29 protein-coding genes and 1 other RNA gene are annotated in these 25,597 nt (G+C 48.6%); 19 read left to right on the forward strand and 11 right to left on the reverse strand.

Features of this window, described 5'->3' with window-relative positions; all coding sequences use genetic code 11:
- Positions 1-94: 94 nt before the first annotated feature.
- Complete coding sequence (gene guaB, locus HMPREF2700_RS02705; RefSeq protein WP_003678893.1) at positions 95-1,558, reverse strand: IMP dehydrogenase; 1,464 nt, start codon at positions 1,556-1,558, stop codon at positions 95-97.
- 189 nt (positions 1,559-1,747) lie between these two features.
- Here guaB and HMPREF2700_RS02710 point away from each other — a divergent pair, with 189 nt between their 5' ends.
- Positions 1,748-2,173, forward strand: a complete 426-nt coding sequence (locus HMPREF2700_RS02710; RefSeq protein ID WP_070589840.1) for a DUF4124 domain-containing protein — start codon at positions 1,748-1,750, stop codon at positions 2,171-2,173.
- Positions 2,174-2,242: 69 nt separating this feature from the next.
- Here the strand turns inward: HMPREF2700_RS02710 and HMPREF2700_RS02715 are convergent, their stop codons facing one another.
- Both HMPREF2700_RS02715 and HMPREF2700_RS02720 read right to left on the reverse strand, forming a co-directional pair.
- On the reverse strand, positions 2,243-3,571 hold the full coding sequence (locus tag HMPREF2700_RS02715) for an anaerobic C4-dicarboxylate transporter family protein (RefSeq protein WP_070589843.1): 1,329 nt from the start codon (positions 3,569-3,571) through the stop codon (positions 2,243-2,245).
- 222 nt (positions 3,572-3,793) lie between these two features.
- On the reverse strand, positions 3,794-5,368 hold the full coding sequence (locus tag HMPREF2700_RS02720; RefSeq protein ID WP_070589846.1) for a glycosyltransferase family 2 protein: 1,575 nt from the start codon (positions 5,366-5,368) through the stop codon (positions 3,794-3,796).
- A gap of 83 nt (positions 5,369-5,451) precedes the next feature.
- Here HMPREF2700_RS02720 and HMPREF2700_RS02725 point away from each other — a divergent pair, with 83 nt between their 5' ends.
- Positions 5,452-6,417, forward strand: a complete 966-nt coding sequence (locus HMPREF2700_RS02725; protein WP_070589850.1) for a tRNA dihydrouridine synthase — start codon at positions 5,452-5,454, stop codon at positions 6,415-6,417.
- A gap of 41 nt (positions 6,418-6,458) precedes the next feature.
- Here the strand turns inward: HMPREF2700_RS02725 and HMPREF2700_RS02730 are convergent, their stop codons facing one another.
- The 3 genes from HMPREF2700_RS02730 to HMPREF2700_RS02740 all read right to left on the reverse strand — a co-directional run bounded on the left by HMPREF2700_RS02730 (position 6,459) and on the right by HMPREF2700_RS02740 (position 8,930).
- Positions 6,459-7,184 carry a DUF8095 domain-containing protein gene (locus HMPREF2700_RS02730; protein WP_070589853.1) on the reverse strand — a complete coding sequence of 242 codons (726 nt, stop codon included), beginning with the start codon at positions 7,182-7,184 and terminating at the stop codon, positions 6,459-6,461.
- Positions 7,185-7,341: 157 nt separating this feature from the next.
- Positions 7,342-7,815, reverse strand: coding sequence for an iron-sulfur cluster repair protein DnrN (dnrN, locus tag HMPREF2700_RS02735; RefSeq protein ID WP_003681045.1), 474 nt, complete (start codon positions 7,813-7,815; stop codon positions 7,342-7,344).
- 182 nt (positions 7,816-7,997) lie between these two features.
- Positions 7,998-8,930 carry an AEC family transporter gene (locus HMPREF2700_RS02740; RefSeq protein ID WP_070589855.1) on the reverse strand — a complete coding sequence of 311 codons (933 nt, stop codon included), beginning with the start codon at positions 8,928-8,930 and terminating at the stop codon, positions 7,998-8,000.
- A 178-nt stretch (positions 8,931-9,108) separates the two neighbouring features.
- On the opposite strand from HMPREF2700_RS02740, the gene HMPREF2700_RS02745 reads away from it, so the two are divergent.
- Together HMPREF2700_RS02745 and HMPREF2700_RS02750 are read left to right on the forward strand one after the other, a co-directional pair.
- Positions 9,109-9,864, forward strand: a complete 756-nt coding sequence (locus HMPREF2700_RS02745; protein WP_070589859.1) for a GNAT family N-acetyltransferase — start codon at positions 9,109-9,111, stop codon at positions 9,862-9,864.
- 58 nt (positions 9,865-9,922) lie between these two features.
- Positions 9,923-10,672: a lysophospholipid acyltransferase family protein gene (locus HMPREF2700_RS02750; RefSeq protein ID WP_070589861.1), complete on the forward strand. Its 750-nt coding sequence runs from the start codon at positions 9,923-9,925 to the stop codon at positions 10,670-10,672.
- A 51-nt stretch (positions 10,673-10,723) separates the two neighbouring features.
- Here HMPREF2700_RS02750 and gloA read toward each other — a convergent pair whose 3' ends face one another.
- Positions 10,724-11,137 (reverse strand): lactoylglutathione lyase, encoded by a 414-nt coding sequence (gloA, locus tag HMPREF2700_RS02755; protein WP_070589865.1) that lies wholly within the window; start codon positions 11,135-11,137, stop codon positions 10,724-10,726.
- Between the two features lie 205 nt (positions 11,138-11,342).
- Here gloA and HMPREF2700_RS02760 point away from each other — a divergent pair, with 205 nt between their 5' ends.
- Together HMPREF2700_RS02760 and HMPREF2700_RS02765 are read left to right on the forward strand one after the other, a co-directional pair.
- On the forward strand, positions 11,343-12,443 hold the full coding sequence (locus HMPREF2700_RS02760; protein ID WP_070589868.1) for a conjugal transfer protein: 1,101 nt from the start codon (positions 11,343-11,345) through the stop codon (positions 12,441-12,443).
- A gap of 86 nt (positions 12,444-12,529) precedes the next feature.
- Positions 12,530-12,994 (forward strand): low molecular weight protein-tyrosine-phosphatase, encoded by a 465-nt coding sequence (locus HMPREF2700_RS02765; protein WP_070589871.1) that lies wholly within the window; start codon positions 12,530-12,532, stop codon positions 12,992-12,994.
- Between the two features lie 93 nt (positions 12,995-13,087).
- Here the strand turns inward: HMPREF2700_RS02765 and metW are convergent, their stop codons facing one another.
- Both metW and HMPREF2700_RS02775 read right to left on the reverse strand, forming a co-directional pair.
- Entirely contained in the window at positions 13,088-13,669 is a 582-nt protein-coding gene (gene metW / locus HMPREF2700_RS02770; RefSeq protein ID WP_070589874.1) for a methionine biosynthesis protein MetW, read from the reverse strand.
- Entirely contained in the window at positions 13,666-14,805 is a 1,140-nt protein-coding gene (locus HMPREF2700_RS02775; protein WP_070589877.1) for a homoserine O-succinyltransferase MetX, read from the reverse strand. The genes metW and HMPREF2700_RS02775 overlap by 4 nt, the downstream gene beginning before the upstream one ends.
- A gap of 116 nt (positions 14,806-14,921) precedes the next feature.
- On the opposite strand from HMPREF2700_RS02775, the gene HMPREF2700_RS02780 reads away from it, so the two are divergent.
- Positions 14,922-15,122 carry a protein MIGRI gene (locus HMPREF2700_RS02780; protein ID WP_070587794.1) on the forward strand — a complete coding sequence of 67 codons (201 nt, stop codon included), beginning with the start codon at positions 14,922-14,924 and terminating at the stop codon, positions 15,120-15,122.
- A 68-nt stretch (positions 15,123-15,190) separates the two neighbouring features.
- On the opposite strand, the gene nadE is transcribed toward HMPREF2700_RS02780, so the two are convergent.
- Complete coding sequence (gene nadE, locus HMPREF2700_RS02785; RefSeq protein WP_070589879.1) at positions 15,191-15,979, reverse strand: NAD(+) synthase; 789 nt, start codon at positions 15,977-15,979, stop codon at positions 15,191-15,193.
- 102 nt (positions 15,980-16,081) lie between these two features.
- Here nadE and HMPREF2700_RS02790 point away from each other — a divergent pair, with 102 nt between their 5' ends.
- The 3 genes from HMPREF2700_RS02790 to efp are packed head-to-tail and all read left to right on the forward strand — an operon-like array spanning position 16,082 to position 18,152.
- Positions 16,082-16,360 (forward strand): hypothetical protein, encoded by a 279-nt coding sequence (locus HMPREF2700_RS02790; protein WP_070589882.1) that lies wholly within the window; start codon positions 16,082-16,084, stop codon positions 16,358-16,360.
- 31 nt (positions 16,361-16,391) lie between these two features.
- Positions 16,392-17,549, forward strand: a complete 1,158-nt coding sequence (earP, locus tag HMPREF2700_RS02795; protein WP_070589884.1) for an elongation factor P maturation arginine rhamnosyltransferase EarP — start codon at positions 16,392-16,394, stop codon at positions 17,547-17,549.
- A 42-nt stretch (positions 17,550-17,591) separates the two neighbouring features.
- The gene (gene efp / locus HMPREF2700_RS02800; protein WP_049351376.1) at positions 17,592-18,152 is read left to right on the forward strand and encodes an elongation factor P; all 561 of its coding nucleotides are present in this window, start codon (positions 17,592-17,594) and stop codon (positions 18,150-18,152) included.
- Between the two features lie 59 nt (positions 18,153-18,211).
- Here efp and HMPREF2700_RS02805 read toward each other — a convergent pair whose 3' ends face one another.
- A complete protein-coding gene (locus HMPREF2700_RS02805) occupies positions 18,212-18,811 on the reverse strand; it encodes an MlaC/ttg2D family ABC transporter substrate-binding protein (RefSeq protein WP_070589888.1) in 600 nt (199 codons plus the stop codon).
- Between the two features lie 165 nt (positions 18,812-18,976).
- Between HMPREF2700_RS02805 and HMPREF2700_RS02810 the strand changes: the two genes are divergently transcribed.
- The 9 genes from HMPREF2700_RS02810 (at position 18,977) to HMPREF2700_RS02850 (ending at position 25,145) form a co-directional block, all read left to right on the forward strand.
- Positions 18,977-19,192, forward strand: a complete 216-nt coding sequence (locus HMPREF2700_RS02810; RefSeq protein WP_070589890.1) for a tautomerase family protein — start codon at positions 18,977-18,979, stop codon at positions 19,190-19,192.
- An 85-nt stretch (positions 19,193-19,277) separates the two neighbouring features.
- Positions 19,278-20,492, forward strand: a complete 1,215-nt coding sequence (locus HMPREF2700_RS02815; RefSeq protein WP_070589892.1) for a pyridoxal phosphate-dependent aminotransferase — start codon at positions 19,278-19,280, stop codon at positions 20,490-20,492.
- Between the two features lie 113 nt (positions 20,493-20,605).
- Positions 20,606-20,968: a transfer-messenger RNA gene (gene ssrA / locus HMPREF2700_RS02820) on the forward strand.
- Positions 20,969-21,246: 278 nt separating this feature from the next.
- Positions 21,247-22,470: a tyrosine-type recombinase/integrase gene (locus tag HMPREF2700_RS02825; protein WP_070589895.1), complete on the forward strand. Its 1,224-nt coding sequence runs from the start codon at positions 21,247-21,249 to the stop codon at positions 22,468-22,470.
- A 31-nt stretch (positions 22,471-22,501) separates the two neighbouring features.
- Positions 22,502-22,870 (forward strand): type II toxin-antitoxin system RelE/ParE family toxin, encoded by a 369-nt coding sequence (locus HMPREF2700_RS02830; protein WP_070589898.1) that lies wholly within the window; start codon positions 22,502-22,504, stop codon positions 22,868-22,870.
- Positions 22,867-23,178, forward strand: a complete 312-nt coding sequence (locus HMPREF2700_RS02835; RefSeq protein WP_049344706.1) for a helix-turn-helix domain-containing protein — start codon at positions 22,867-22,869, stop codon at positions 23,176-23,178. The genes HMPREF2700_RS02830 and HMPREF2700_RS02835 overlap by 4 nt, the downstream gene beginning before the upstream one ends.
- Positions 23,179-23,477: 299 nt before the next feature.
- The gene (locus tag HMPREF2700_RS02840) at positions 23,478-24,416 is read left to right on the forward strand and encodes a hypothetical protein (protein WP_070589901.1); all 939 of its coding nucleotides are present in this window, start codon (positions 23,478-23,480) and stop codon (positions 24,414-24,416) included.
- Positions 24,417-24,532: 116 nt separating this feature from the next.
- Positions 24,533-24,763, forward strand: a complete 231-nt coding sequence (locus HMPREF2700_RS02845; RefSeq protein ID WP_049344708.1) for a helix-turn-helix transcriptional regulator — start codon at positions 24,533-24,535, stop codon at positions 24,761-24,763.
- A gap of 124 nt (positions 24,764-24,887) precedes the next feature.
- The gene (locus HMPREF2700_RS02850) at positions 24,888-25,145 is read left to right on the forward strand and encodes a helix-turn-helix domain-containing protein (protein ID WP_049348671.1); all 258 of its coding nucleotides are present in this window, start codon (positions 24,888-24,890) and stop codon (positions 25,143-25,145) included.
- Positions 25,146-25,597: the final 452 nt, after the last annotated feature.

A 25,597-nucleotide genomic window follows, 5' to 3' on the forward strand; every position in this document is an offset into this window, starting at 1 on the left:
CAAACAGCGGTAAGCAATATTCTCTTCATTTTTAAAACCTTATAAAAACAGAAAGGCCGTCTGAAATATTTTCAGACGACCTTTTTATAGTGGTTTAACGATGGTAGTTAGGCGCTTCTTTGGTGATTTGTACGTCGTGAACGTGAGATTCGCTCATACCGGCAGAAGTGATTTCCACAAATTCTGCTTTCTCGTGCATTTCAGCAATATTGGCGCAACCCAAATAACCCATGCTGGAGCGCAGACCGCCGGTCAGCTGGTGGATGATGTTCACAATCGGGCCTTTGTAAGGAACGCGGCCTTCGATGCCTTCAGGAACATATTTGTCTGTGCTGTCGGTTTTGTCTTGGAAGTAGCGGTCGGCAGAGCCTTGGCTCATCGCACCCAACGAACCCATGCCGCGGTAAGACTTGTAAGAGCGGCCTTGGTAAAGTTCGATTTCGCCCGGTGCTTCTTCCGTACCGGCAAACATACCGCCGAGCATGACGCTGTATGCACCTGCTGCCAGAGCTTTGGCAATATCGCCGGAGAAGCGGATACCGCCGTCGGCAATCAGGGGAACGCCTGTACCTTTTAGGGCTTCGGAAACATTGTGAATCGCAGTCAGTTGAGGCACGCCCACGCCGGCCACGATACGGGTCGTACAAATCGAGCCCGGGCCGATACCGACTTTAACGGCATCCGCACCGGCAGCCACCAAATCCAAAGCGGCTTTGGCAGTCGCGATGTTGCCGCCGATGACTTGAATGTGCGGATAAGTTTCTTTGACCCAGCGCACACGATCGATAACGCCTTGGCTATGGCCGTGGGCAGTATCGACCACAATCACGTCCACGCCTGCTTCTACCAATGCTTTGACGCGCTCTTCGGTATCGCCGCCGGTACCTACCGCGGCACCGACGCGCAGGCGGCCTTCGGCATCTTTGTTGGCATTAGGGAATTCGGTTGTTTTCAGAATATCTTTAACTGTAATCAGACCTTTGAGTTCGTCTTGGTCGTTCAATACCAAAACGCGCTCAACTTTGTGCGCATGCATGATTTCACGGGCTTCGTCGATGCTGGTACCTTCAGGAACGGTAACCAAACGGTCGCGGGGGGTCATGATAGCAGAAACCGGCAGATCGACACGGTTTTCAAAACGCAGGTCGCGGTTGGTCACGATACCGACCACTTTTCCGTTTTCAACAACAGGCAGACCGGACATTTTGCGTTTGCGTTGTGCGCGCATTTCCAAGACTTCGCGGATCAATGCGGTCGGCGCAACAGTAACGGGATCTTTCACCACGCCGCTCTCATGGCGCTTCACTTTGGAAACGGCACGCGCTTGCAACTCCGGCGTCATGTTTTTATGGATAATGCCGATGCCGCCTTCTTGAGCCATTGAGATGGCCAGACGCGCTTCGGTAACGGTATCCATTGCAGCAGAAAGTAGAGGGAGGTTGAGCGTGATATCGCGGGTGAGTTTGGTTTGAAGTTTGACATCTCGAGGCAGCACGTTTGAGTGCGCTGGAACCAACAAAACGTCGTCGAAAGTATAGGCTTTTTCTACAATACGCATGATGCTCGGTCTTTCAGTTTGTGCAAGATGCACGGCATTATATCACACCGGCTTGATGCTAACATTGGCAATACATGTTTTAACGTTATTTTTTTACATGATTTGATCTGCAGTACAAAAATATGCCAACGCATTGCAGTTTCAAGTAAAATAGGTTGGATGAGAACATCATTTACATAAGGGAAACCCATGAAATCTTCCGTACTCAAAACCTGTCTGACAGCAGCCCTTCTCTCTTCCACCGCTCTGACCGGCGCGGCCGAGGTTTACACTTGGAAAGGCACGTCGGGCAACAGCTATTCCGATACGCCAAACCGTCTGCAACCGAAACGTTCCGGCGTGGTCAACATCCGCACGCACAACGTCAAACCTGCCGTTGCGCCTGCTGTTGCGGCATCTGAGCCGGTTGCCGAGCAGCCCAACGAACAGGTTGCGGAACAAAACAAACAAATCGAAGAGCGCAATAAAAAAATCGAAGAGCAAAACCGCCAAAACAAACTGGAAAACTGCAAAATCGCCAAAATCAACCGCCAAGTTGCCGAAAGCGCACGCTTGGCCAATCGCGACAGCCTGATTAAGCAATACCAAAACGACGTCAACAAATACTGCAATTAAGCTCTCAAATAACAATATCAAAAAGGCCGTCTGAAATTTAATTTCAGACGGCCTTCATTTTTCAGTCCATCAATAATACACCTGAACCAACAATAAGCCGATGGCCAAGCTGAATGCCATGCTCAACAAGCCCGGAATCATGAAGCTGTGGTTGAAGATGAATTTGCCGATTTTGGTCGAGCCGGTTGTATCGAAGTCAATAGCGGCAATAATCGGACCGTAGTTTGGTATAAAGAAATAGCCGTTTACCGCAACGAATGTGCCGATAATGATGGGCGCTGGAATCCCCAGTTTGATGGCGATTGGGAACAGCGTCGCCACTGTCGCGCCTTGACTATTAACCAATACCGACAAGACAAACAGGGCAAAGGCAAAAGTCCATGGTGCAGATTCAACCAAATGGCTGACGGTCGATTCCACTTCTGTTAAGTGGCCACTCATCAAGGTATCGCCCAACCAAGCCACGCCAAATACCGCAATTACGGCACGCATCCCGGCATGGAATACCGAACCTCGGGTAATCGCATCGCCATTGGGTTTACACGCCAAAATAATCAGCGCAGAAGCAGACAACATCACGATTTCAATCGTATGCGCCATGCCCATAGGCTTGACCGCGCCATCGTGTTCAAAAGCCGGACGCAGCTCAGGCAACGCCCCCATTACTACCACCAGCAATGCCGCAGTCAAGAAAATACCGACCGACAATTTGGCTTTCGGAGAAATAGTGACGTCGGTTTTTTGCTCCTCCACATCGATGTATTCTTTCACATAGTTCGGGTCTTTCAGCAAAGCCTGATAATGCGGATCGTCTTTCAACTCTTTGCCCAGTTTGTTTACGAACACGCAAGCCAAACCGATACCCAAAATCGTGGAGGGAACGGTAACTTTCAACACATCCGCCATTGTAATGTGTTGCGGCTCAAGCATGGTGACGCAGGCAACAACGGCTGCAGCAATCGGGCTGGCGACAATCGCAAATTGGGAAGCGATAACCGCCATCGTCAGCGGACGGGAAGGACGGATGCCATTGCGACGGCTGACTTCGGCAATCACGGGCAAGACCGAGTAAGCCACATGGCCTGTACCTGCCAAGACGGTGAAGGTGTAAGTTACCGCCGGCGCGATAAAGGTGATGTATTTCGGATTGCGGTGCAACACACGCGTGGCAATCTTAATCATATAGTCCAAACCGCCGCTGGCCTGCATGGCCGCTGCCGCAGACACTACTGCCATAATCATCAGCATCACATCAATCGGCGGGCTGGTCGGTTGAAGATGGAAACCAAAAGACAATACGGCCAAGCCAATACCGCCGAGCACGCCCAAACCAATACCGCCAACCTGCGCACCAATCAGGATACACAGCAGCACAATGGCAAACTGGATAAAAAACATAGTTGACATCACAACTCCCAAAATCCGGCCTTAACCGAAATAAAATTACAAACGCTCGAATTATAGAGCAAACCCTCTTTCCTAACCATACTTTACCGAACTATACATACTGATTTACATCAAATAAATAATATTCTCATTTAACTGCCAAGTTTTTAAAAATACAAAAAAGGCCGTCTGAAGATTTTCAGACGGCCTCTATGATTTAAAAAGATGATAAGGCTATTTTCCGGCTACTTCTTCATCTTTTATAAAATCCGATACGCCATGAACACAGCGGATTTTGCGTTCCGACAAAGTTGCCTCCAACAAGGCATCATTTTGCGGCAAGGAGTCGCGTTCTGCCTCATTGTGCCAAAGGTGGTACGCAATGCCGGCAAATTTCAAATTATGGCGTTTCATCCCGTTATGATAGCAACGGGCGACAAATTCGCTGTCTTCCCTGCCCCAACCGACAAAGCTATTGTCAAACCCATTGACGGCAAGCGCATCGCTGCGGAAAAAGCCCATATTGCAAGTTTTGATGCCTTTATGTTTACGGTTGCCTTTTCGGCCTGCCAATTTGGCCAAACAACGGCAGCGCAGGGCGGAAAGCCGCTTTTCTATTCCCGAACTGAACATGGACAAAGCAGGCAAATCTCCCTCGTCTAAAATATCCTGCGTTTTATCCTCAGTCAAAATCACGCGGGAACCCTGTATCAGACGGCCTTTGCGGGCAATCTTCAAATGATCGGCGATAAAAGACGGATCCAAAACCATATCGCCGTCAATCAACACAATATAATCGCTTTGCGCCTGCGCCAACGCACGGTTGCGCGATTCGGCGGCACGAAAGCCCCTATCCGGCTGCCATGAATGCTTAACAGGAATGCTTGTCCTGCGGCGGATAAAATCAACCACTTCGGCGGTTTCCTGCCTTGAGCCGTCATCCGCGACAATAATCTCATCCGGCAGACGGGTTTGCGATAAAGCCGATTTCAACACCAGCTCCAAAGCATCGGGGCGGTTGTAGGTGGTGATGATGAGGGAGACGGTTATCGTGCGGTTGCGCTCGTAGAGTTTGACATATTTGTAATACGAACCTTGCGCGTTGGATACCGAAATCGTCAGCCCGTCCGCCCCATAGGCAAAACCGCGCTTGAGCAGGTAATTTTTCACAAACGATACGCCGCCATGCAGCAAAGCCTTAAATGGCGAACTGTCTTTCTTAAAGCGGTTTTCTTCCGCATACAGCGAGCTGTACTGCTGCATTTTCTGAATCAGCCCTTCGGCGTTTTCAAAAGAATAATGTTTCAGACGGCCATCAAGTTGTTTAACCTTGGCTTCCTGCGGCAACACCAAAGACTCATGCACCTGACGGTCGGAAAAACGGGTAAATCTGCGATGATAAAGGCGCGGAATAATATCCGGATACCAGCCGCAGCCTTTAATCAGTCTGCCGTGGTAATGGTTCAGACGGGAAAGCGAAAAAATATGTTCCTTCTCATTTTCCAAAACGGCCGCACGAATGGATTCGATTAAAGCCTCATCCGCTACTTCATCGCTGTCTATGCTGAAAATCCAATCGTTTTGCGCCAGTCTGGCTGCCAGATTTTTCATCGGGCCAAACCCGATAAAGTCATGTTTGTAATAGCTGACATTCGGAAAGCCCTTGGCAATTTCAAAAGTACGGTCGGTCGAGCCGTTGTCCAACAACAGAACCTCGTCAAAGTCTTTCAGCGCATTCAAAACTTCTGAAAGATAACGTTCTGAATTTTTTACCAACATGGCGGCGGTTGCCGGAATTGTGTGCATCATAAAAAGGCCGTCTGAAAAAGGAAGCTGTATTTTAACCGATATACCGCTACAATATGTCCTCCTTTTTTCAGACGGCCTGACTCATGCAGCTTATTCTTGCCCCCATGCAGGGGCTGGTGGACGATGTGATGCGCGACCTGTTGACGCGTATCGGCGGATTTGACGAATGCGTCAGCGAATTTGTCCGCATTACGCACACGGTCCACTCGCGCGCCACTTGGCTTAAATATGTTCCCGAAATCGCCCATGCCAACCGCACGCCGGCCGGCACGCCCTGTACTGTCCAGCTTTTGGGCAGCGATGCGGAAAACATGGCCGTCAATGCTTTGGAAGCCGTACGTTTCGGTGCGGACAAAATCGACCTCAACTTCGGCTGCCCCGCACCGACGGTCAATAAACACAAAGGCGGTGCGGTCTTGCTCAAAGAGCCGGACTTGATTTACCACATCGTCCACACCCTGCGCCAACGCCTGCCGCAACACATTCCGTTGACTGCCAAGATGCGGCTCGGTTATGAAGACAAAAATCTGGCATTGGAATGCGCCTCCGCGATTGAAAACGGCGGCGCATGCGCGTTGACCGTCCATGCACGCACCAAAGTTGAAGGCTACGAACCGCCGGCACATTGGGAATGGGTGCGCAAAATCCGCGATGCAGTCAGTATTCCCGTTACCGCCAACGGCGATGTGTTCAGCCTTCAAGACTATCTCGACATTAAAACCGTCAGCGGCTGCGACAGCGTGATGCTCGGGCGCGGCGCAGTTATCCGCCCCGACTTGGCGCGGCAAATCAAGCAATATGAAAACGGCGAAACAGTAAAAGACACCGACTTTGCCGAAGTTTCCTCATGGATAGTCCAATTCTTCGACTTGTGCCTTGCCAAAGAAGCCAACAACAAATATCCGGTTGCCCGTTTGAAACAATGGCTGGGCATGATGAAAAAAGAGTTTGAACAGGCGCAGGTATTGTTCGACCGCATCCGCGCCGTCAAAGAAGCGGATGAAGTGAAACAGATTCTGCTGTCGTTTGAACAAGAGATGCATTCATGATTCAAAAAGGCCGTCTGAATTTCAGACGGCCTTTGATTTCATCACCTACATACATAATCAGCCAACAATCTGCCTTTTTCCGCACTGGCTGCATTAGCCATATTTACCTGTCTGGTCTCAGGGCCATTCTTAGATTTCAGGGCTTCGCCATATTTTCTGGCAAATTCTTTATTGGCACTGGTCACCCTTGACTCGGTAGAATCCAATATAAAGCCGTCTTGCTCATATTTGCCTTGCGCAGTAATAATCAAGATATTTTCAGGCGAAGGATAATCCGGAAAATCAATATAGTTGGTAACCAGCTTGTAGGAAACGCCTTTGCCGTGTTTCATATCCTGACAGATGCCGTTAGGCGCGGTAAAGACAGCATGACCGATCCGGCTACGTCCGAAATCGTAAAAATCGATTCTCTTAGCAGCAGCCAACAGTTTTCTATCGTTGCCGTCATTGATATTTAATGACTTGCCGTTTACCAAAAACAGGGTTGGCAACAAGGGGGTGCCATGATAGGCTTCCAAATTATATGCTTCGCCCAACAGCTTGCCCTGACGATACACCGTCAAGACAGGCTTTTTCAGACCATTTTCCGGATTACCGGTTTTCTTAAAAGAAATCTCCTGAAGTACATTGCCAAATTCATAATAAGGCCGCGACTGCACGCCTGTTTTCGCATCCTGCAGGGCGCTCCAGTCACCGCCCGTCGTTTGGGCGCACGCAGTCACAGCAGCAAACAGAATACCCGATAGTAAAACTTTAGAATGTTTCATTCATAAACTCCTTCTTAAGTAAACAAAAGAACGGATGTGTGCCTTTACTGCCTAATTTTATTTCTTTATTAAAATTTTAGAACTATTGTACTAACTTAGCAAGGGATTAAAGAACAGGCCGTCTGAACATTCAGACGGCCTTGATTAAGCTCAAATTTTAAGAAGCCAAAACGCGGGGGAAGAAAATTTCATTTTCCAAGTGGATATGATCTTTCAAATCGTCCACCATCTCTTTGGCCAATGTGTACAAACGGGTCCAGCTGCCGCAAGCGCCTTCAGGAAGCTCAAAATTGTTGGTTAACTCTTCCAGACGCGCGATGGCTTGATCGTGTTCTTCATGCTCGTGCATCATCACGCTGATTGGCATTGCCGCGCCGCGGCCCACGCCCTGATTAATCATTGGGAACAACATGCGCTCCTCTTTCATCATGTGCATCAACAGCTCATTTTGCATATAGGCCAACAAATCGGCCACTTCGGCAGGGAAAGTGTCGGCATGAACCTGCGCCACTTTTTGCGCCAGCGGAACCAACTCTTCAAACTGGGCGCGGTGAACATTGTGATAACGTTGCAGGATATGGTCAATCGTAGAATTGAAAGGCGCGGTTTCCCAAAGGGTAAAGTCGGTCATGGCTGTGTTCCTTTAAAGATTTATATTGAATGAATGTTAGGCGTAAGGATACACGCAGCAATCAGCTTTGTATAGTTTTTTAATTGTTTAATTAATTGATAATAAAAGTTATTTTCAACTTTAAAATAACAAACAGGCCGTCTGAAACATAAGGCTAAAGTTTCAGACGGCCTGCCCTTTTCTTAAATAATCCAACGATATAACGCAATCATTACCGGCATAGTTACCACACAAAGCAAGGTTGTCAACCCATAAATCGCGCTGGCTTTTTGGGCATTTTTACCGTAAACAACCGCCATTTGGGTAACTGTCGAGGCGGCAGGCGAAGTTGTTGCCAAAAAGCTGATTAAAACAACCGTATCCGCATGCGCATCATGATGGGCAAAACCGCAGACTTTAACGGCAAAAAGCAATAATACTGGAATCAAAATCAGCCTTAAAAAAGCAACAAGATAAAGCCTCGGCGTCCACATAATCGAGCGTAGCGGCAAAGAAGCCAAAAGCATGCCCGCCACCAACATGGCAACCGGGCCAATCATGCTGCCTACCGTCGCCAAAGTATTATCAATAATATGTGGCAGCTTGATTTGAAAGGTAAACATCAGCAGCCCGACCAGCATGGATAAAATGTTGATATTAGTAAAAATGGTTTTCCAAGCCACATTGCCGCGGCCGCAAATCAACAGGCGCAGATGCGTCCAAAATAAAAACGTCTGCACCATAATAAAACCGCTGGTGTAAATCACCCATTCCGCACCAAAGACCGACATCACCAAAGGGATAATCAGGTTGCCCGAATTGCTGTACACCGTCGCCGCGTGTTCGAGCGCATCGAGTTTGAACAAGTGTTTAAACAACCTGCCCAAAACAATCAACACTACATGGAAAAACACCGCCAGCATGACGGAAAGCTTCAGCCCTTCGATAATCTGCGGCGTATTGTCCATCTGAAAGGCGTGAATCATGACGGACGGGCTGATCAGGTAAAGCGCGATAACGGAGAGCGTGTAGCTGTTTTCCGATTTCAACAGCCCTGCCTTAACCAAGGCCACGCCCATCAAAACAATCAACGTCAGCTCGGTAATTTTTCCGGCAAGCAGAAAAGAGGTTTCCATAATAAAAAAAGCGGCAAAAACGTTGATTTTACGCTTCTACCGCTTGGCATGCCAAATTCAGACGGCCTGAAGCCTTTTTCCAACAACCCGACATAATTTGCCCTACCGCAAAGCAAATCAATATAAATCTGTCCGTATATCCGCTATAATCAGCCATTTTCTTCAAACAGGAAACATCATGTCCCCCAGCCGTTTCAATCAAACGGGCCCCAAAATCGGCCTGAGCGTACGCCTTGCAGAAACCCAAGCTGAAATCGAAGCCGCCCAAAGATTGCGCTATCAGGTTTTTGCCCAAGAATTGGGTGCGGAAATCGAAAGCGATGACGGCCGCGATGTCGATCCTTATGATGAGCATTGCCACCACCTGCTCGCCTTCGACGATGCAACCGGCGAAGTTATCGGCTGCTACCGCCTGATTACCGAAGAAACCGCAAAAAAAGTCGGTGGCTGGTACAGCGAGCATGAATTTGACCTTGAACCTTTGAAAGACATCCTACCGCAAACCGTCGAACTCGGCCGCGCCTGTACCCACCCGGACTACCGCAACGGCGGCTTGGTCATGCTGTTGTGGACCGGTTTGGTCAAATTCATGAAAGACGAAAACCTGCGCTTTATGATTGGCTGCGGCAGTATTGAAATGCGCGACGGCGGCAACGATGCGGCGGGCTTGTATCATGCTTTGAAAGACAAATACCTCGCTCCGGCACAATGGCGCGTCAAACCGCTCAACCCGCTCAAATGGGACAGCATCACGCCGTCTGAAAATCCGCCTGTACCCGCACTGATCAAAGGCTATCTCAAAGCAGGCGCGTGGTTCTGCGGCGAGCCTTGCGTCGATGAAGCATTCAACTGCGCGGATGTGCTGATCATGATGGACATCAGCCACCTTTCCGACCGCTACTTGCAGCGTTTTGCCCCTAAAACCGATTCATAATAAAAGGCCGTCTGAAACTTCAGACGGCCTGCCTAATCTTTATAAAAAAACACACACAATGACCGCCAAAATCCGTTTTATCTTCCGTCTCCTCTGCATTGCCGGCTGCCTTTTGTACGGCATGGCCGAAATGTTTTTTCTGTTTCCCTTTTACAGCAGCAAACGCAAACTGCGCGCGATTCAATTATGGTCGCTGCGCGTGCTTGCTTCCTGCGGCATGAAACTGCAAACCTTCGGCACGCCGCCGCAAGAAGATCGCGGTCAGCTGATTATCAGCAACCATATTTCATGGTTGGACATTATGGCGGTCAACGGCGCATTTCCCGGCCGTTTTGTAGCTAAAGACGATGTGGCCAAATGGCCGGTGGTCGGTTATCTCGCCACACAGGCGCAAACAGTTTACGTCTCGCGCAACCGCGGCATCAAAGGTAACACCGCCAAAATTGCAGGCGTGACCAAAGCACTGAAAACTGGCGATACCGTCACCATTTTCCCCGAAGGCACCAGTACCGAAGGCCGTGAAATCCTGCCGTTCAAACCCAGCTTTTTTCAGACGGCCTATGATGCAGGCGTACCGATTATTCCAGCACTCTGCCGCTACCCGAATCCGGACGGCAGCAGCCCCAATCCGCACACTGCCTACTACGGCGACATCAGCCTCTGGCAATCCATCTGCATGGTCATCAGCCAGCCTTCCAGCACGGTCGAGCTGCATTTCCTCGATCCGATTGAAGCGGGAGAAGACCGCTATGCTACCGCGCTTCACGTACACGCCCTGTTGAGCGAAAAGCAAAAACAGTTGGGATGATCAAAAAAGGCCGTCTGAATGTTCAGACGGCCTTTTTCATTATCTCATGTCTTAAGATGAATATTGAACCGAATCGCTACCGCTTTTCTTTTGAATAAATTCAATTTTGTAGCCGTCCGGATCTTCGACAAACGCAATCACAGTCGTGCCGTGTTTCATCGGACCGGCTTCGCGTACCACTTTACCGCCCATTTCTTTGACACGTTCGCACGCGGCGTAAGCATCATCGACTTCAATCGCGATATGGCCGTAAGCCTCGCCCAAGTCGTAAGACTCGGTATCCCAGTTGTGGGTCAGTTCCAAAACAGTATGGTCCGCCTCATCGCCATAACCGACAAAAGCCAAAGTAAAACGGCCTTCAGGATAATCGCGGCGGCGCAGCAGTTGCATATTCAATACGTTTTGATAGAAATCCAAAGAGCGTTCGAGATTGCCGACACGCAGCATAGTATGAAGTAAGCGCATGATTTTGTTCCTTTCTGAATTATGTTTGGTCATGGATTATAACACATCGGGCATTTACCCTCCTCAACTTAGAAAATGCCGATACTTAAACCGTATAGAAATGAAGCGTATCCCTATCGCCAGTTGAATTTAATTTATTAACAAGCACACCGACTGACTAAATTGCTATAATCGCCACACTTACAACACAACACTTCAAACCGTCATGAAAACCTTTGTTCTTCCAGATACCCGCCCTTATCCGCAGAGCCCTATCAAAAACTACCTTCTGCTCAATGCCTATCAGCTGGCACACAACTCCTCCTCCGCATCACGCAAACTTTCGGCCGGCCAACTGCAAACCGAAATCCGCACCATGCTCAGCCAAAACCATTACATCAACCTTTCATTGGCGATGACCATGGCACCCGATGTCGGCACTTACACCAGCCTGATTCAAAGCGTAGGCGAAGTCCTGAAGGCAGAAAACGATAACGAAGCCCAATGGTTTGCCCTGCCTGTCGTTTTGGTCGCCGGTTGCAAAAAAGAACAAACCCTGCCGCTCACTCTGCCTACCGAAGCCCTCTTCGCCTGCCTGCAAAACTACCCGAACCTGCGCACCCTCACGCAAAACACGCAATGGCTGCCTTACCTCGTCCAATCTACCGACTTGAGCAGCGTTACCCCGGGCGAGTGGTTCCAAGCCAAGCAAAACGATGAAGCGGCAGGCGCATTCCTGCAAAAATTCGAATACAAACCATTGACGCTACCCGAAGGTCAATCCGTCCATGTTGTTTACGCACTGGGCTACGGCAATAAAGACATTCAGACGGCCTTGGGTCTCAACCTGCAACAGGCAGGCCTGCCATTGATGCAGGTTTGGCAAGAACATCTCGCCCTTGAAGGCGTTACCCTCTTTACCAACCCACTCTCGCCCAATACGCCGCTTGACGCGCTTACCGACGGCAGCCATACCCGCCAACGCATGGCCATGGATGTTTTTGCCACCAACGCCATCCGCGCCATTCGTATGCAAAGCCCGCGCGTCGGCGTTGTCGCCGCAGCGAAAGCGGACGGCAAGCTCCAGTTCAGCTTCAACGCGACAGACAGCGCGTTTGAAATCGTTCCGCAGACCTTCACATGGGAGCTGGCTTCAACCGACAATATCGCCATCGTTCAGCAAAACTTCCTCGACCTGATGGCAGAATGCCGAATCGAACACCTCTACCTGCTGCACAACCCACTGGGCGAAAACGAGAACATTCCTACTTATGCCCAAGCGTTGAAACTGGAAGGCCATAATCCTTTCTTCAGCAATGTAAACTAAATTGAAAATGCAACACGCCAAGGCCGTCTGAAAACGGTTTAGCGTGTTGCATTTATTTTCAAACCTTACCGCTCATTTTCACGCATATGAAAACCCACAAAATCCTTTTCGTCTGCCTCGGCAACATCTGCCGCTCCCCCATGGCCGAATACGTCCTGCGCCACCGCGCCCACGAAGCAGGCATGGGCAATGCCGTCATTACAGCCAGCGCAGGCACATCAGGCTGGCACGACGGGGAAGACATGCACGAAGGCACGCGCCGCGCGCTCAAGCAACACGGCATCGACCCGTCAGGCTTTACCAGCAGCAAAATCAAACCCAGCGATGCCGAACATTTCGACTACATCATCGTGATGGACGACAACAACCTCAGAGAAACCGAAAAGCAGCTCGGTTTCCATCCCGGCAAAATCTTCAAACTGACCGACCTTATTCCCGATTCAGGTTACAACCACGTTCCCGATCCGTGGTACACAGGCGACTTTGACGAAACCTACCGTCTGGTCGATGCCGGCAGTTTGGCCTTATTGGAAAAATTGAAACAGGCTTAAACCGGCTTTAACAAAAAAGGCCGTCTGAACAGATATCCGCAAAGCCATGCTTTCGTGATTACCTGTTCAGACGGCCTTTATCTATGACCGCAATCAACCTACGCGATAAAACGCCAGACTGCCCAATAAATTCGGCAGATGTTTGACCTGTCGGTTACCCGTCATGACCGCACGCTCAAGCACGCGGATTTTGTTTTTGGCGCACAATAAATCGAAGTCTTTGAGGGTACACCAATGGATATTGGGCGTATCGTACCAATGATACGGCATCCTCTCGGAAACCGGCATATGGCCGCCGATGGCGATTTGAAAGCGATTGCGCCAGTAGCCGAAGTTAGGGAAGCTGACGATGGCCTGCTTGGCCACGCGCATCAGGCAGCGTAGGATTTTTTCCGTGTTCTGCATCGCCTGAATGGTTTGGCTCAAGACAATCACATCAAAACTTTGATCGCCAAAAGCCACCAAACCTTCTTCCAAATCGGCTTGAATGACGTTCACGCCCCGGGATATGGCGGCAATCACGCTGTCGGTATCGATTTCAACGCCGTAACCGGCGCAGTTTTTATGCGCCACCAGCGCAGCCAGCAGTTCGCCGTCGCCGCAGCCTAAATCGAGTACGCGGCTGCCTTCGGGTATCCAATCGTAAATGAGTTGCAAATCATCGCGCAGATTCATTTTTGGCAGTCCTTGTAAACGTTGTTCATATAAGCGGCAACCGCGCGGATATAGGCTTCGTCCTCCATCAAAAAGGCATCGTGGCCGTGATTGGATTTGACTTCAATGTATTGCACGGATTTTTGCGCGGCGATTAAAGCCTTGACCAATTCATGCGAACGTTGCGGCGAGAAGCGCCAGTCGGTACTGAAGCTGGCAACAAAAAACTTGGCCTGCACATTCTCCACGGCGCGCGTGAGGTTGTGGCCGTAATCGGCTGCCGGGTCGAAGTAGTCAAGTGCCTTGGTCATCAGCAGATAAGTATTGGCATCAAAGCGGCCGACAAACTTGTCGCCTTGATAGCGTAGATAAGATTCCACTTCAAATTCAACGCCATAGCCGTATTGATAACCATCTGATTTTAAATCGCGGCCGAATTTTTTACCCAAGCCGTCTTCGGCAAGATAGGTAATGTGCCCCATCATGCGCGCGATACGCAAACCGCGTGAAGGAACGGTATGATGGCTGCGGTAATTGCCTTCATGGAAATCGGGATCGGTCAAAATGGCCTGACGGGCCACATCGTTAAACGCGATGTTTTGAGTGGAAAGTTTAGGCGCAGAAGCGATGACGAGCGCGTGGGCAACGCGTTCAGGCAAAGAAATCGTCCATTGCAATGCCTGCATACCGCCCAAGCTGCCGCCGACAATGGCCGCCCACTTTTGAATACCGAGATAATCGGCAAGCATGGCTTGGGACTTCACCCAGTCTTTGACGGTTACAACCGGAAAATCCGCGCCATATTCGTGGCCGGTTTCAGGATTTTCGGACAAAGGGCCGGTACTACCGTCGCAGCCGCCCAAGTTGTTCAAACCGACAACGAAAAAGCGTTCGGTATCGATGGGTTTACCGGGGCCGACCATATTGTCCCACCAGCCGGCGTATTTATCCTCCGCACTGTGCTTGCCGGCAACATGATGATTGCCTGACAGGGCGTGGCAGATAAGGACGGCATTGCTTTTGTCGGTATTGAGTGTACCGTAGGTTTCAATCATCAGGTCGAAACGAGGTAAGGTTTTGCCGTTTTCCAGAGCAAGCGGTGTGTCAAACGGGATTTTCTGGGGCGTTACAATGCCCACTGAGGCATTTGTTGTCATTTGTAATTTCCAAGTGAAGCGGCAAAAGGAGTATTATAACGTTTCGTTTTTGTTTTGTGCATGAGGCTTCAGACAGCCTGCCCTGATTAAAGGCAATATTTTTGGGAGAATGTGGAATGATAGGCAGGCTTTTGCGATTTTTTTTCTTTTGCGCCATAGCGGCATTGATTGTGAACCGTTTGTTCAGCCGCAAACAAAAGCGCACCATTCGGGAAATCGCCAAAATCAGTGCGTGGGTATTGCTGGGCGCGGCGACCGCTACGCTATTTTGGTATCTGATGATGCTGTTTTTCAAGCATATTCCTAATTCTTATTGAAATAAAATGTAAAAGGCCGTCTGAAAACCTTAATCCAGCGTTTTCAGACGGCATTTTGATGTTCAAACTTAAAATAATTCTTCCGGAATCTTGCAAACCGGAATCGGATTGACTTTGTGCTGCATGGCTTTGTGCAATCGGGTATAGATTGCCAGAACTTCGCGCTGTCTGCCCTCAAAATCTTCAGGCTTGTGGCTGTCGTACACGCTCATCGCCCATTCGAGTTCGGGATAAGATGCGCCCATTTGCTCTTCATCGGTACGCTCGGTATCCCAAAGTCCGTCCGTCGGTACGGCTTTTTGAATGTCTTCCGACACGTCCAGCTCGGCTGCCAACGCGTACACTTGAGTTTTGGTCAAATCGGCAATCGGGCTGATGTCCACGCCGCCGTCGCCGTATTTGGTAAAGAAACCGACGCCAAAATCTTCAATTTTGTTGCCCGTCCCTGCCACCAGCAAACCATGCAGCTGGCCGTAATAATAAAGCGTCGTCATGCGCAGGCGGCTGCGTGCATTGGCAAGTGCCAGCTGTTTGTTGGGAAATTCGGTTTCGCTGACGTCAACGGTATCAGCGAAAGTATCGAACGTTTGGGTCAAGTCGATGCTTTGCGCTTTCACATTGGGATAACGCTGTTTCAGACGGCCCATGTGTTCTTGCGCGCGGTTGACTTGGTCGGATTTCTGACGAATCGGCATTTCCAACAACAAAACCGACAAACCGGTTTGCGCTGCAAGGGTGGAAACCACGGCAGAATCGATGCCGCCGGATACGCCGACGACAAAACCTTTGGCACGCGCCTGCTCGGCATAATCTTTGAGCCATTGAACAATATGGCGGATGATGGCTTGGGTTTGCATAGGGATAAATGTTCGCTTCAAATAAAACGAATGATAGCCTGATTTGCACTTGTCTGAAAGACGACAGGGTATAATGCCCCTTTTATTTCTTGCACGCACACCATGTCCAAACCCATCCTTCTGCGCTGGCTCGTTGTCTGCCTGATTCCGCTCGCCACCCTCTTGTGGTTTGCCCTCAACCCGCCCGAAGACAAAACGCAATACCTCATCAACGGCATCATCCTTGCCTGCGAAGCTACGTTCCTATTTAAATTTGTCCTCTTTGACGTCATCAAACACCACCTCAAACAAGAGCCTGAATTGAAACGGCAAAGCATTTTGATGCTTATCCCGATTGTTTTGCTGATTGTCTATTTATTCCACTATTTCGGCGCATTCTGATGTTTTCAGACGGCCTTGGGCATATTTTTCCATGAACACCACCCCACCTTATACTTGCTGGATTTTCTGCAACGTCATCGACAACTTCGGCGACATTGGCGTCTCATGGCGGCTGGCGCGTGTTTTGCAACGCGAACTCGGCTGGCAAGTGCATTTGTGGACAGACGACTTCCCATCCCTTCAGGCACTCTGCCCTGACTTAGCCTCGATTCCCAATATCCATCAAGGCATCGGCATTCACGCTTGGCAAGCCGACTACGCCGAAGAGACCGATACGGTCCCTACCCCAGACATCGTCATCGAAACCTTCGCCTGCGAACTGCCCGACAACGTTCAAACCATCATCCGCCGACACCAACCACTTTGGCTCAACTGGGAATACCTCAGCGCGGAAGACAGCAACGAAAGGCTGCACTTAATGCCCTCGCCCCAGGCCGGCGGCATACAAAAATATTTTTGGTTTATGGGTTTCAGCGAAAAAAGCGGCGGCCTGCTGCGCGAACGCGATTACGCCGAATCTGCCCGCTTTGATACGGAAGCCTTACGCCGACAACTCAAACTTCCCGAAAAAAATGCGCCCGAATGGCTGCTTTTCGGCTATCAAAGCGATATTTGGGCAAAATGGCTGACCATGTGGCAACAGGCCGGCCAACCCATTACTCTGCTGTTGGCAGGTACACAAATCATTGTCAGCCTGAAAAACAGCGGCCTAATACCGCAAAACGCCCTGCTTGAAGACGGCGATGTGTATCAGAGCGAACACGTTACCCTGATCAAAATCCCTTTTGTCCCCCAGCAGGATTTCGATAAACTGCTCAACCTTGCCGACGGTGCCGTCATACGCGGCGAAGACAGCTTTGTTCGCGCCCAGTTCGCCGGAAAGCCTTTCTTTTGGCACATCTATCCGCAAGAAGAAAATATCCATCTCGACAAACTGCACGCCTTTTGGGACAAAGCGCATCAGGTTTATCCAGATGTTGTTGCCACGGTACACCGCCGCCTTTCCAACGAACTCAACAACGGAGAAGCACTCAGCGACAGCCAACGCCTGCAGGCATGGCAAACCCTGACGGCACACCAAAACGAATGGCAGCAAAGCGCGGCAAAATGGCGGGACAGACTTTTTGCCCAAAAAAGTGCTGTTGAAAAACTTGCCGCCTTTATTTCAAAGCACAAAAAAATACGCTAAAATAGCGCGTTTTATTACAACCGATTTGATTGGAAAACTACAATGAAAACAGCACAAGAACTGCGCGCCGGCAACGTATTTATGGTTGGCAACGACCCTATGGTTGTTCAAAAAACCGAATACATCAAAGGCGGTCGCTCTTCCGCCAAAGTCAGCATGAAACTGAAAAACCTGCTGACCGGTGCCGCTTCTGAAACCATTTACAAAGCCGACGACAAATTCGACGTCGTGATTTTGGCCCGCAAAAACTGTACTTACAGCTACTTTGCCGACCCAATGTACGTCTTCATGGACGAAGAATTCAACCAATACGAAATCGAAGCCGACAACATCGGCGACGCGTTGAAATTCATCGTTGACGGCATGGAAGACGTATGCGAAGTCACTTTCTACGAAGGCAACCCAATCTCCGTAGAATTGCCTACCATCATCGTTCGCGAAGTTGAATACACCGAGCCTGCCGTTAAAGGCGATACCTCAGGTAAAGTGATGAAAACCGCGCGTCTGGTCGGCGGCACTGAAATCCAAGTGATGTCTTACATCGAAAACGGCGACAAAGTCGAAATCGATACCCGTACCGGCGAATTCCGCAAACGTGCTTAATCAGCCCGTAACACAAAAAGGCCGTCTGAATATTCAGACGGCCTTTTTCTTAATCTGCCTTATTGTTTCTTCAAGCCCTTGGCTTCGACAGTCGCAATCGTACCGTCAATGCCTTTGCTTTTAATCAGCTCGCCAAATTGATTTCGGTATACCGTTACCAAGCTGGTACCGTCCACGCGGATGTTGTAAATCTTATACGTACCGCCGCTTTGGTAAAGCTGGTAGGCCACTTCATACTTGGTGCCTTTTTTGGTCTGAATTTCCGAGAAAACGTCAAACTTATTGCCGTTTGCCGTCATCTTCGGCAACAGGCGCACATTTGCATCCGCCGCACCAATCAGTGCAGAATGCGAGTACATCGCAATCACCATATCTTTGAATGCACGGATAAAATCAGTTTTTTGTTTGGCAGAAAATTCACGCCATGGCGCGCCGACAGCCAAAGCCGAAATACGTTCATAGTCCAAGTAACGGTTGGCATACTGCTCAACCTGTTTCACACGTTGCGCTTCTGTCAAAGACGTATTGCGTGCAATTTTCAACACGGTATCAATGTTCTGCTGCATCTGCTTTTGCGCAGGATGCGTTTCCGCCGCCACATAAGGCGCGGCAATCACCATCGGTGCGGCCACAATCAAAGTCTGAAGAAAACGGTTCATGACGATATCCATTCAAAATAAAACCGCATTGTAAAAACAATCTATTCCAAAAAACTTAATTCTTTGTAAAAGCAGTCATGAGCAATGAAAAATCCTGCAATTAAATTTCAGACGGCCTGATAAAAATAAGATAACATATGAACGCTATTTTAAAAGGAAACAGCCATGCCTTACGTCAACATCAAAGTAACCGGCGGCAGCGAAGCCCCGAATGCAGAGCAAAAAGCCGAATTAATCCGCGGCGTAACCGAATTACTCTCACGCATTCTCAACAAAAACCCTGAGACAACCGTCGTCGTCATTGACGAAATCGATATGGACAACTGGGGCATAGGCGGCAAAAGCGTGACAGTTCGCCGTGCCGAAGCGCGCAATAAGTAAGCTTTGGCCGTCTGAAACGCTTTTAATTTACCCGCAAAAAGAGTACATTTACCCCCATTGTTAACAATTTTACGGAACACACATCATGGAGAAATTCCCCAAATCGTCCAAGCTGGATCACGTTTGCTACGACATCCGCGGCCCGGTTCATAAAAAAGCCCTGCAACTGGAAGAAGAAGGCAACAAAATCCTCAAGCTCAATATTGGCAACCCTGCCCCGTTCGGCTTTGAAGCGCCTGATGAAATTTTGGTTGACGTGATCCGCAACCTGCCGACCGCGCAGGGCTATTGCGACTCCAAAGGCCTTTATTCCGCACGCAAAGCCATCGTTCATTACTATCAAACCAAAGGCTTGCTCGACGTTACCGTCAACGACGTTTACATCGGCAACGGCGTCTCCGAGCTGATTACCATGTCCATGCAGGCATTGCTCAACGACGGCGATGAAATCCTGATTCCTGCGCCTGACTATCCACTGTGGACCGCCGCCGCAACACTGGCCGGCGGCAATGTGCGTCATTATTTGTGTGACGAAGAAAACGACTGGTTCCCGAATCTGGCCGATATAGAAGCCAAAATTACACCCAAAACCAAAGCCATCGTCATCATCAACCCCAACAACCCTACCGGCGCGGTGTACAGCAAAGAAATCCTGCTGGAAATCGCCGAATTAGCGCGTAAACACGGTCTGATTATTTTTGCTGACGAAATTTACGACAAAATTCTCTATGATGGTGCCGTACATCATCACATTGCCGCCCTCGCCCCTGACTTGCTGACCATTACCTTTAACGGCCTCTCCAAAGCCTACCGCGTGGCCGGTTTCCGCCAAGGCTGGATGGTGCTCAACGGCCCGAAACATCATGCCAAGGGCTATATCGAAGGTCTCGATATGCTCTCCTCTATGCGTCTGTGTGCCAATACGCCGATGCAACATGCCATTCAGACGGCCTTGGGCGGCTATCAAAGCATCAACGAGTTTATCCTGCCCGGCGGCCGCCTGCTGGAACAACGCAATAAGGCATGGGAACTGATCAACCAAATTCCCGGAGTTTCCTGCGTCAAACCAATGGGCGCGATGTATATGTTCCCAAAAATCGATACCGAAATGTACGGCATTCATGACGACATGAAATTCGTCTACGACTTGCTCGTGCGTGAAAAAGTCTTGTTCGTCCAAGGCACAGGCTTCAACTGGATACGCCCCGACCACTTCCGTATCGTTACCCTGCCGCCCGTTCATCAAATCGAAGAAGCCATGGACAAACTCAAACACTTCTTGCAAAACTACCATCAATAAACCTAAGCCAAACAGGCCGTCTGAAAAAGCAAACTGCTGTTCAGACGGCCTTTTCAATCAATCGGCAGCTTGGCAAAGCACGCTGATATGCGTATAATTGACTCTTCCTATCTGGGGGCGATCTTGGTTTCGACGGGGGTTGCAAAGCAGATGCGGGCATACCGGGGTCTCAGATTCCCCGTAAAACACTGAATTTAAATAGTCGCAAACGACGAAACTTACGCACTGGCCGCTTAAGGCCTGCCGTTGCAGCAGTTGGTCAATGGGCTGTGTAGCGCAAGCTACCGCAACGTCATTCTACATTGACTGGTTTTCTGTCGGGTTACTTGGCAGGAAACGAGATTTAAGGTAACTGGTTCTCTGAAGGCCTGTTGGTCGGCATGATGGGGACGAGATTTTAAATAGACACAACTAAGTATGTAGAACGCTCTGTAGAGGACCTTCGGACGGGGGTTCGATTCCCCCCGCCTCCACCATACCCTATTTTCAGCAGTATCCTGTAATACGCATAAAGCCTTGAGCCATAACGGTTTCAAGGCTTTTTTATTACCTTGAATATGCTGGCGTATGCTTGAGTTTTCGCAATTTATAGGGTAACTTTTGGGGTAACTTTTCAGGAATTACCCAAAAAACAAGCCCGAAAAGTGGGCAAATTAGCCCTATTTTTTTAAACAAGTTACCCAAAAAATCCATAAAACCAATTATTAACAATGGCTTAATGAGTTTTTAAAAGTTACCCCAAACTGGATTAAAAATGCCTAAACAGACGCTGCCACTTACAGATAGCCAATGCAAAAAACTACAACCGCCGAATCAATTATCAGACGGCGGGGGGTTATATCTTCAAGCAAGGGGAAACGGCAAATACTGGCGTTTTCGTTACTACCGACCAAGCGACAACAAACGCGATGAAATGCGACTTGGTGTCTATCCTGAAATCAGCTTGAAAGAAGCAAGAGAAAAACGCGAAGAATTACGCGGGCTGATAGCAAAAGGGATAGACCCTAAGCTACACCAGCAAGACAAAGCACAGAGGCAGGCAGAGCAGCTAAAAAACACATTTGAGGCTATTGCGCGCAAATGGCACAGCGACCAAGTAGCAAAGCCGAATAAATGGAAGCCCGACCATGCACAAAGAGTTATCCGCAGCCTTGAGCTTCATATTTTCCCTGAGCTTGCAACACGCAAAATAGACGAAATCATGCCGCTTGAGGTTTTAGGACTGTTGCAGAGGCTGGAATCGGCGGGGAAATATGACACAGCACAGAAAGTTTATGACGTGGTAAACCAAGTTTTCAAATATGCCGTGAAACTTCGCTTGAGCCTGTTCAATCCGGCCGCCGAATTGCGGGGAGAGCTGGCAAAGGTGGAGCAGAAACATTACCGCTTCATTAAAGACCCGCAAAGGATAGGCGAAGTGTTACGGGCTTTTGATGGTTACACAGGTTTTCCGCAAACACGCGCCCTATTGCAGCTTTCCCCCTATGTGTTTGCCCGCCCTGCTGAATTGCGTTTATTGCGCTGGTGTGAAATTGATTGGGAGGGGCAGCAATACTATAAAGACGGCGTAAACATGAAAAACAAGATAGACCATATCGTCCCCTTGAGCCGCCAAGCCTTAGCAATACTGGACGGCTTGAAACCAGTAACGGGGCATTATGAATATGTATTTTGTAACACCAGCAAAAAACAGCCCTTGAGCGAGGGGGCGATACGGAAAGCATTAGACCGTCTGGGATTCTTGGAAGAAACCACACAGCACGGCTTTAGGCATACAGCCAGCACGATACTGAATGAGATGGGCTATAACGCCGATTGGGTAGAGCGACAACTAGCCCACAAAGACCCCAACACGACAAGGGCAGCCTACAACCATGCGGAATATTTAGAACAGCGCGCCGATATGGTTCAAAAATGGGCTGATTATCTTGATGAATTGAAAGCACATTCAGGCGTATTGCAGGAAACGGCAGAATAAACTATCATCTTAAGCATTACGAAAGAAAACCATGCGGATATTTAGAAACCAGTGGATAACGAAATTTGCCAAGAAACACAAAATCAGCGATTCCGAGCTAATAGAAGCGGTAGAGCGGGCAGGTAAAGGAGTGATAGACGCAGATTTAGGCGGCGGTGTTATTAAGCAGCGCATAGCAAGGCAAGGACAAGGCAGAAGCGGCGGTTATCGTAGCCTGATATTTTTCAGGCATGGAGAACGGGCGTTTTTCATGACCGCCTTTGCCAAGAACGACCGCGAAAATATCACGGACAAAGAACTTGCAGAATTAAAGAAAGCCGCCGCCATCATCTTGGCAATGACGGAAACCGACATAGAACAAGCCAAATCAAACGGCACTTTCACGGAGATACAGCCATGAAATACAAAAGCGAGATTTTCGCAGCAATACATGAAACCATGCAGGGATTGCACGACAGCGGCGTCATCGACAAAAAAACAATGCGCGATTTTGACAAATCATGCCTGACCGAAATCAAACCATTGAGCGGCGAAGACATTAAGGCAATCAGAGAGCGTGAAGCATTATCTCAAGCAGCTTTTGCCATGTATCTAAACATCGGTAAAAACCAAGTTTCCGAATGGGAGCGGGGTATTAAAAAGCCGAGCGGCGCGGCTTTGAAGCTGCTTACTATCGTCAAAAACAAGGGGATTGAGGCGATTGCCTGATACTGGAAACAGAAAAGGAGCGGATATATTTCCGCCGCGAAGTACCACACAATGCCCACCCTGTTGATTTTTGGGATAGGGCTACTCAATCCGTTTTATGCCGAAGGGCAACCTATAACCATGCGGAATATTTAGAACAACGCGCCGATATGGTTCAAAAATGGGCTGATTATCTCGATGAATTGAAAGCACATTCAGGCATAGCAGGATAAACAACCGCGCCCCTAAAAATTATTTATGGATAGCGGCATTAGATAGCCTTGCTGGTGTGTATTTATATTTATGCAGGAGAACGCAAAATGGCATGGCGCGCATATTACACCTTGAAAGATGCAGCTAATGAATTAAGTAAACAGCTTAATGATAGCTTTGAAGTTAATGATATTATCCATTATGGGGCTATCGGATTAACTGAATTTTGCATACAAGCATCTACAATGAGATTTTTTAAAAGGAGCTTGGCAGAACGTTATTTCCCAAATATTGATAAGCCCTTAATTATTGAATATTATTTATTTAAAGGTTATTTCGCACCAATTCACAGCACCACAATGCAAGAAATTGAAATTAAAAAATCAGCTAAAGCTAGCGTATGTCCATATCTATTAGACATTAATGGGGAGCATATTGAGGCAGCCCCAGAGGGTTTACAGCATCTTGGCATTAATCCAGCTTTTGAAAACTATACTGTAAGAATCCCCAAACTAGCTTCTGAAACAAAACTGATAGAATGTAAAACACCACAGGAAGTAATTGATGTAGAAAATGAAAATTACGGACAAATAGCAGGGTTACCATACATTACAGACTTGAAAACTGAGGGCTGGTTTTTTCAATACATTCCAAATGAGGCATTAGCCGATTTTGCTAAAGTAGGAGACTATCGGTTTCAACCTAGATACCCAGATAGAGATTTTTTAGAGAGTAATAAATGGAGTATAACGGTTACTACTGATACCTTACGCCTTACAAGTAAGAGTTTTAATGAGCTAAAAGAAGTATTGAGCGAAAAAATGAAGATACAAAAATCTATCAGCAAACGCACTGAAAATAAACAAGCTGAAATTATTGCGGCACTTTCCGCTATCTATACAAAAACTGATTGTAGTAAACCATACGAGACAGCAGAAACTATTATCCAAGAGTGGGAAAGACAAGCTGATAAACTAGGCAAGCCCCCCACTGGAGACACATTAGCAAAATATATTAAGCAAGGTATCGACCGTCTTTCACAATAACCTAATTAGGTTTTATGCAATCCTATATAGGACAAGCCGCCCATTGAGGCGGCTATATTTATGCCTATCGAAACGCCAGCAACCCGCAGGCGTGATTAACCAAACGGAGGCAATAAATGCACATTATCAACATCGACAGCTTACCTGATACCGCGCAATTAACTATTGCAGAACTTGAGACCAGCCAAGCGAAAGGACGGCGCGGAATCACTCGCTTGAGCAGCAGCCAAATTAGACGACTGGAGGCAGCAGGACAATTCCCGCAATCACGCCAAATCACAGGCACGCGCAGCCGCTTTTATGTAGCAGGAGAAGTGAAGAAATGGCTTACAGAACAGGCAAGCTAATGAAAGGAGAATAGGAGTTTTCGGACCAATACGCGCCCGCGCGCGCGATGATAACTCAAGACCTGATTTTTAAAAAATAAAACCGCCTGAACGGACATTCAGACGGCAGAAAGAAGAGTAGATTATGAAATTTGATTGTATCAATAACAAGCCCAAAACGCCAAGCCAAAGAGAGCGCGTTTTAAACCGATTGAGAAAAGGGAGCGTTACTTCATGGGAGCTTTCCCAAATGGGCATACTTGGCTATAACTCACGCATTATGGAGCTTCGCAGAGCAGGGCATGAAATCATAACCGTGATGGAAGAAGTGCAAAACCAATTCGGGGAGACCGTGAAACGCGGGCGGTTTTCTTTGCTGGTGTCGGAAAAGAGTAAGTCATAACGCCGTCTAACCCCGTAAAAAACATTTGACAGATTGAGCTTTGAGAAGCAGAATTAAGTTTCTCTCTCAAATACAGTTAGCCCAAATCAGCAGGGTAACGCTGATTTTTTATCGCCATTTCCCCCTATGGCGTTTGAAGCCTATTCACAGGCTTTGGACGGCGTATCAAAGTTATGGCGGTGTGTGGTAACGGCAACGTCCACGCCTGACTAACTGCAGGAGAGAGCACCGCCCCCTATTTTGGGCATTTCTCAAATCTCAAACAGTTAGGAGCATTTCAAATGCAATCTTGCACTTCTACCCAAATCCAAACCATTCAAAATCAAACCCAAACGGTAACCATCCCCTTAGAGCTGGCAAACCGCATTATGGACGCGCTGTACTACGGCGGCGAATTTATCGCCAATACGGGCGTAATCATCGACACCATTTGCGACAACATGGCCGCCCAT

Source organism: Neisseria sp. HMSC068C04 (assembly GCF_001810105.1).
Lineage (GTDB): Bacteria > Pseudomonadota > Gammaproteobacteria > Burkholderiales > Neisseriaceae > Neisseria > Neisseria flavescens_B.

Bases quoted from the DNA above. Each gene is read 5' to 3' on its own strand.
- guaB (WP_003678893.1), bottom strand. From the start codon at position 1,558: ATGCGTATTGTAGAAAAAGCCTATACTTTCGACGACGTTTTGTTGGTT.
- HMPREF2700_RS02710 (WP_070589840.1), top strand. From the start codon at position 1,748: ATGAAATCTTCCGTACTCAAAACCTGTCTGACAGCAGCCCTTCTCTCT.
- HMPREF2700_RS02715 (WP_070589843.1), bottom strand. From the start codon at position 3,571: ATGTTTTTTATCCAGTTTGCCATTGTGCTGCTGTGTATCCTGATTGGT.
- HMPREF2700_RS02720 (WP_070589846.1), bottom strand. From the start codon at position 5,368: ATGATGCACACAATTCCGGCAACCGCCGCCATGTTGGTAAAAAATTCA.
- HMPREF2700_RS02725 (WP_070589850.1), top strand. From the start codon at position 5,452: ATGCAGCTTATTCTTGCCCCCATGCAGGGGCTGGTGGACGATGTGATG.
- HMPREF2700_RS02730 (WP_070589853.1), bottom strand. From the start codon at position 7,184: ATGAAACATTCTAAAGTTTTACTATCGGGTATTCTGTTTGCTGCTGTG.
- dnrN (WP_003681045.1), bottom strand. From the start codon at position 7,815: ATGACCGACTTTACCCTTTGGGAAACCGCGCCTTTCAATTCTACGATT.
- HMPREF2700_RS02740 (WP_070589855.1), bottom strand. From the start codon at position 8,930: ATGGAAACCTCTTTTCTGCTTGCCGGAAAAATTACCGAGCTGACGTTG.
- HMPREF2700_RS02745 (WP_070589859.1), top strand. From the start codon at position 9,109: ATGTCCCCCAGCCGTTTCAATCAAACGGGCCCCAAAATCGGCCTGAGC.
- HMPREF2700_RS02750 (WP_070589861.1), top strand. From the start codon at position 9,923: ATGACCGCCAAAATCCGTTTTATCTTCCGTCTCCTCTGCATTGCCGGC.
- gloA (WP_070589865.1), bottom strand. From the start codon at position 11,137: ATGCGCTTACTTCATACTATGCTGCGTGTCGGCAATCTCGAACGCTCT.
- HMPREF2700_RS02760 (WP_070589868.1), top strand. From the start codon at position 11,343: ATGAAAACCTTTGTTCTTCCAGATACCCGCCCTTATCCGCAGAGCCCT.
- HMPREF2700_RS02765 (WP_070589871.1), top strand. From the start codon at position 12,530: ATGAAAACCCACAAAATCCTTTTCGTCTGCCTCGGCAACATCTGCCGC.
- metW (WP_070589874.1), bottom strand. From the start codon at position 13,669: ATGAATCTGCGCGATGATTTGCAACTCATTTACGATTGGATACCCGAA.
- HMPREF2700_RS02775 (WP_070589877.1), bottom strand. From the start codon at position 14,805: ATGACAACAAATGCCTCAGTGGGCATTGTAACGCCCCAGAAAATCCCG.
- HMPREF2700_RS02780 (WP_070587794.1), top strand. From the start codon at position 14,922: ATGATAGGCAGGCTTTTGCGATTTTTTTTCTTTTGCGCCATAGCGGCA.
- nadE (WP_070589879.1), bottom strand. From the start codon at position 15,979: ATGCAAACCCAAGCCATCATCCGCCATATTGTTCAATGGCTCAAAGAT.
- HMPREF2700_RS02790 (WP_070589882.1), top strand. From the start codon at position 16,082: ATGTCCAAACCCATCCTTCTGCGCTGGCTCGTTGTCTGCCTGATTCCG.
- earP (WP_070589884.1), top strand. From the start codon at position 16,392: ATGAACACCACCCCACCTTATACTTGCTGGATTTTCTGCAACGTCATC.
- efp (WP_049351376.1), top strand. From the start codon at position 17,592: ATGAAAACAGCACAAGAACTGCGCGCCGGCAACGTATTTATGGTTGGC.
- HMPREF2700_RS02805 (WP_070589888.1), bottom strand. From the start codon at position 18,811: ATGAACCGTTTTCTTCAGACTTTGATTGTGGCCGCACCGATGGTGATT.
- HMPREF2700_RS02810 (WP_070589890.1), top strand. From the start codon at position 18,977: ATGCCTTACGTCAACATCAAAGTAACCGGCGGCAGCGAAGCCCCGAAT.
- HMPREF2700_RS02815 (WP_070589892.1), top strand. From the start codon at position 19,278: ATGGAGAAATTCCCCAAATCGTCCAAGCTGGATCACGTTTGCTACGAC.
- HMPREF2700_RS02825 (WP_070589895.1), top strand. From the start codon at position 21,247: ATGCCTAAACAGACGCTGCCACTTACAGATAGCCAATGCAAAAAACTA.
- HMPREF2700_RS02830 (WP_070589898.1), top strand. From the start codon at position 22,502: ATGCGGATATTTAGAAACCAGTGGATAACGAAATTTGCCAAGAAACAC.
- HMPREF2700_RS02835 (WP_049344706.1), top strand. From the start codon at position 22,867: ATGAAATACAAAAGCGAGATTTTCGCAGCAATACATGAAACCATGCAG.
- HMPREF2700_RS02840 (WP_070589901.1), top strand. From the start codon at position 23,478: ATGGCATGGCGCGCATATTACACCTTGAAAGATGCAGCTAATGAATTA.
- HMPREF2700_RS02845 (WP_049344708.1), top strand. From the start codon at position 24,533: ATGCACATTATCAACATCGACAGCTTACCTGATACCGCGCAATTAACT.
- HMPREF2700_RS02850 (WP_049348671.1), top strand. From the start codon at position 24,888: ATGAAATTTGATTGTATCAATAACAAGCCCAAAACGCCAAGCCAAAGA.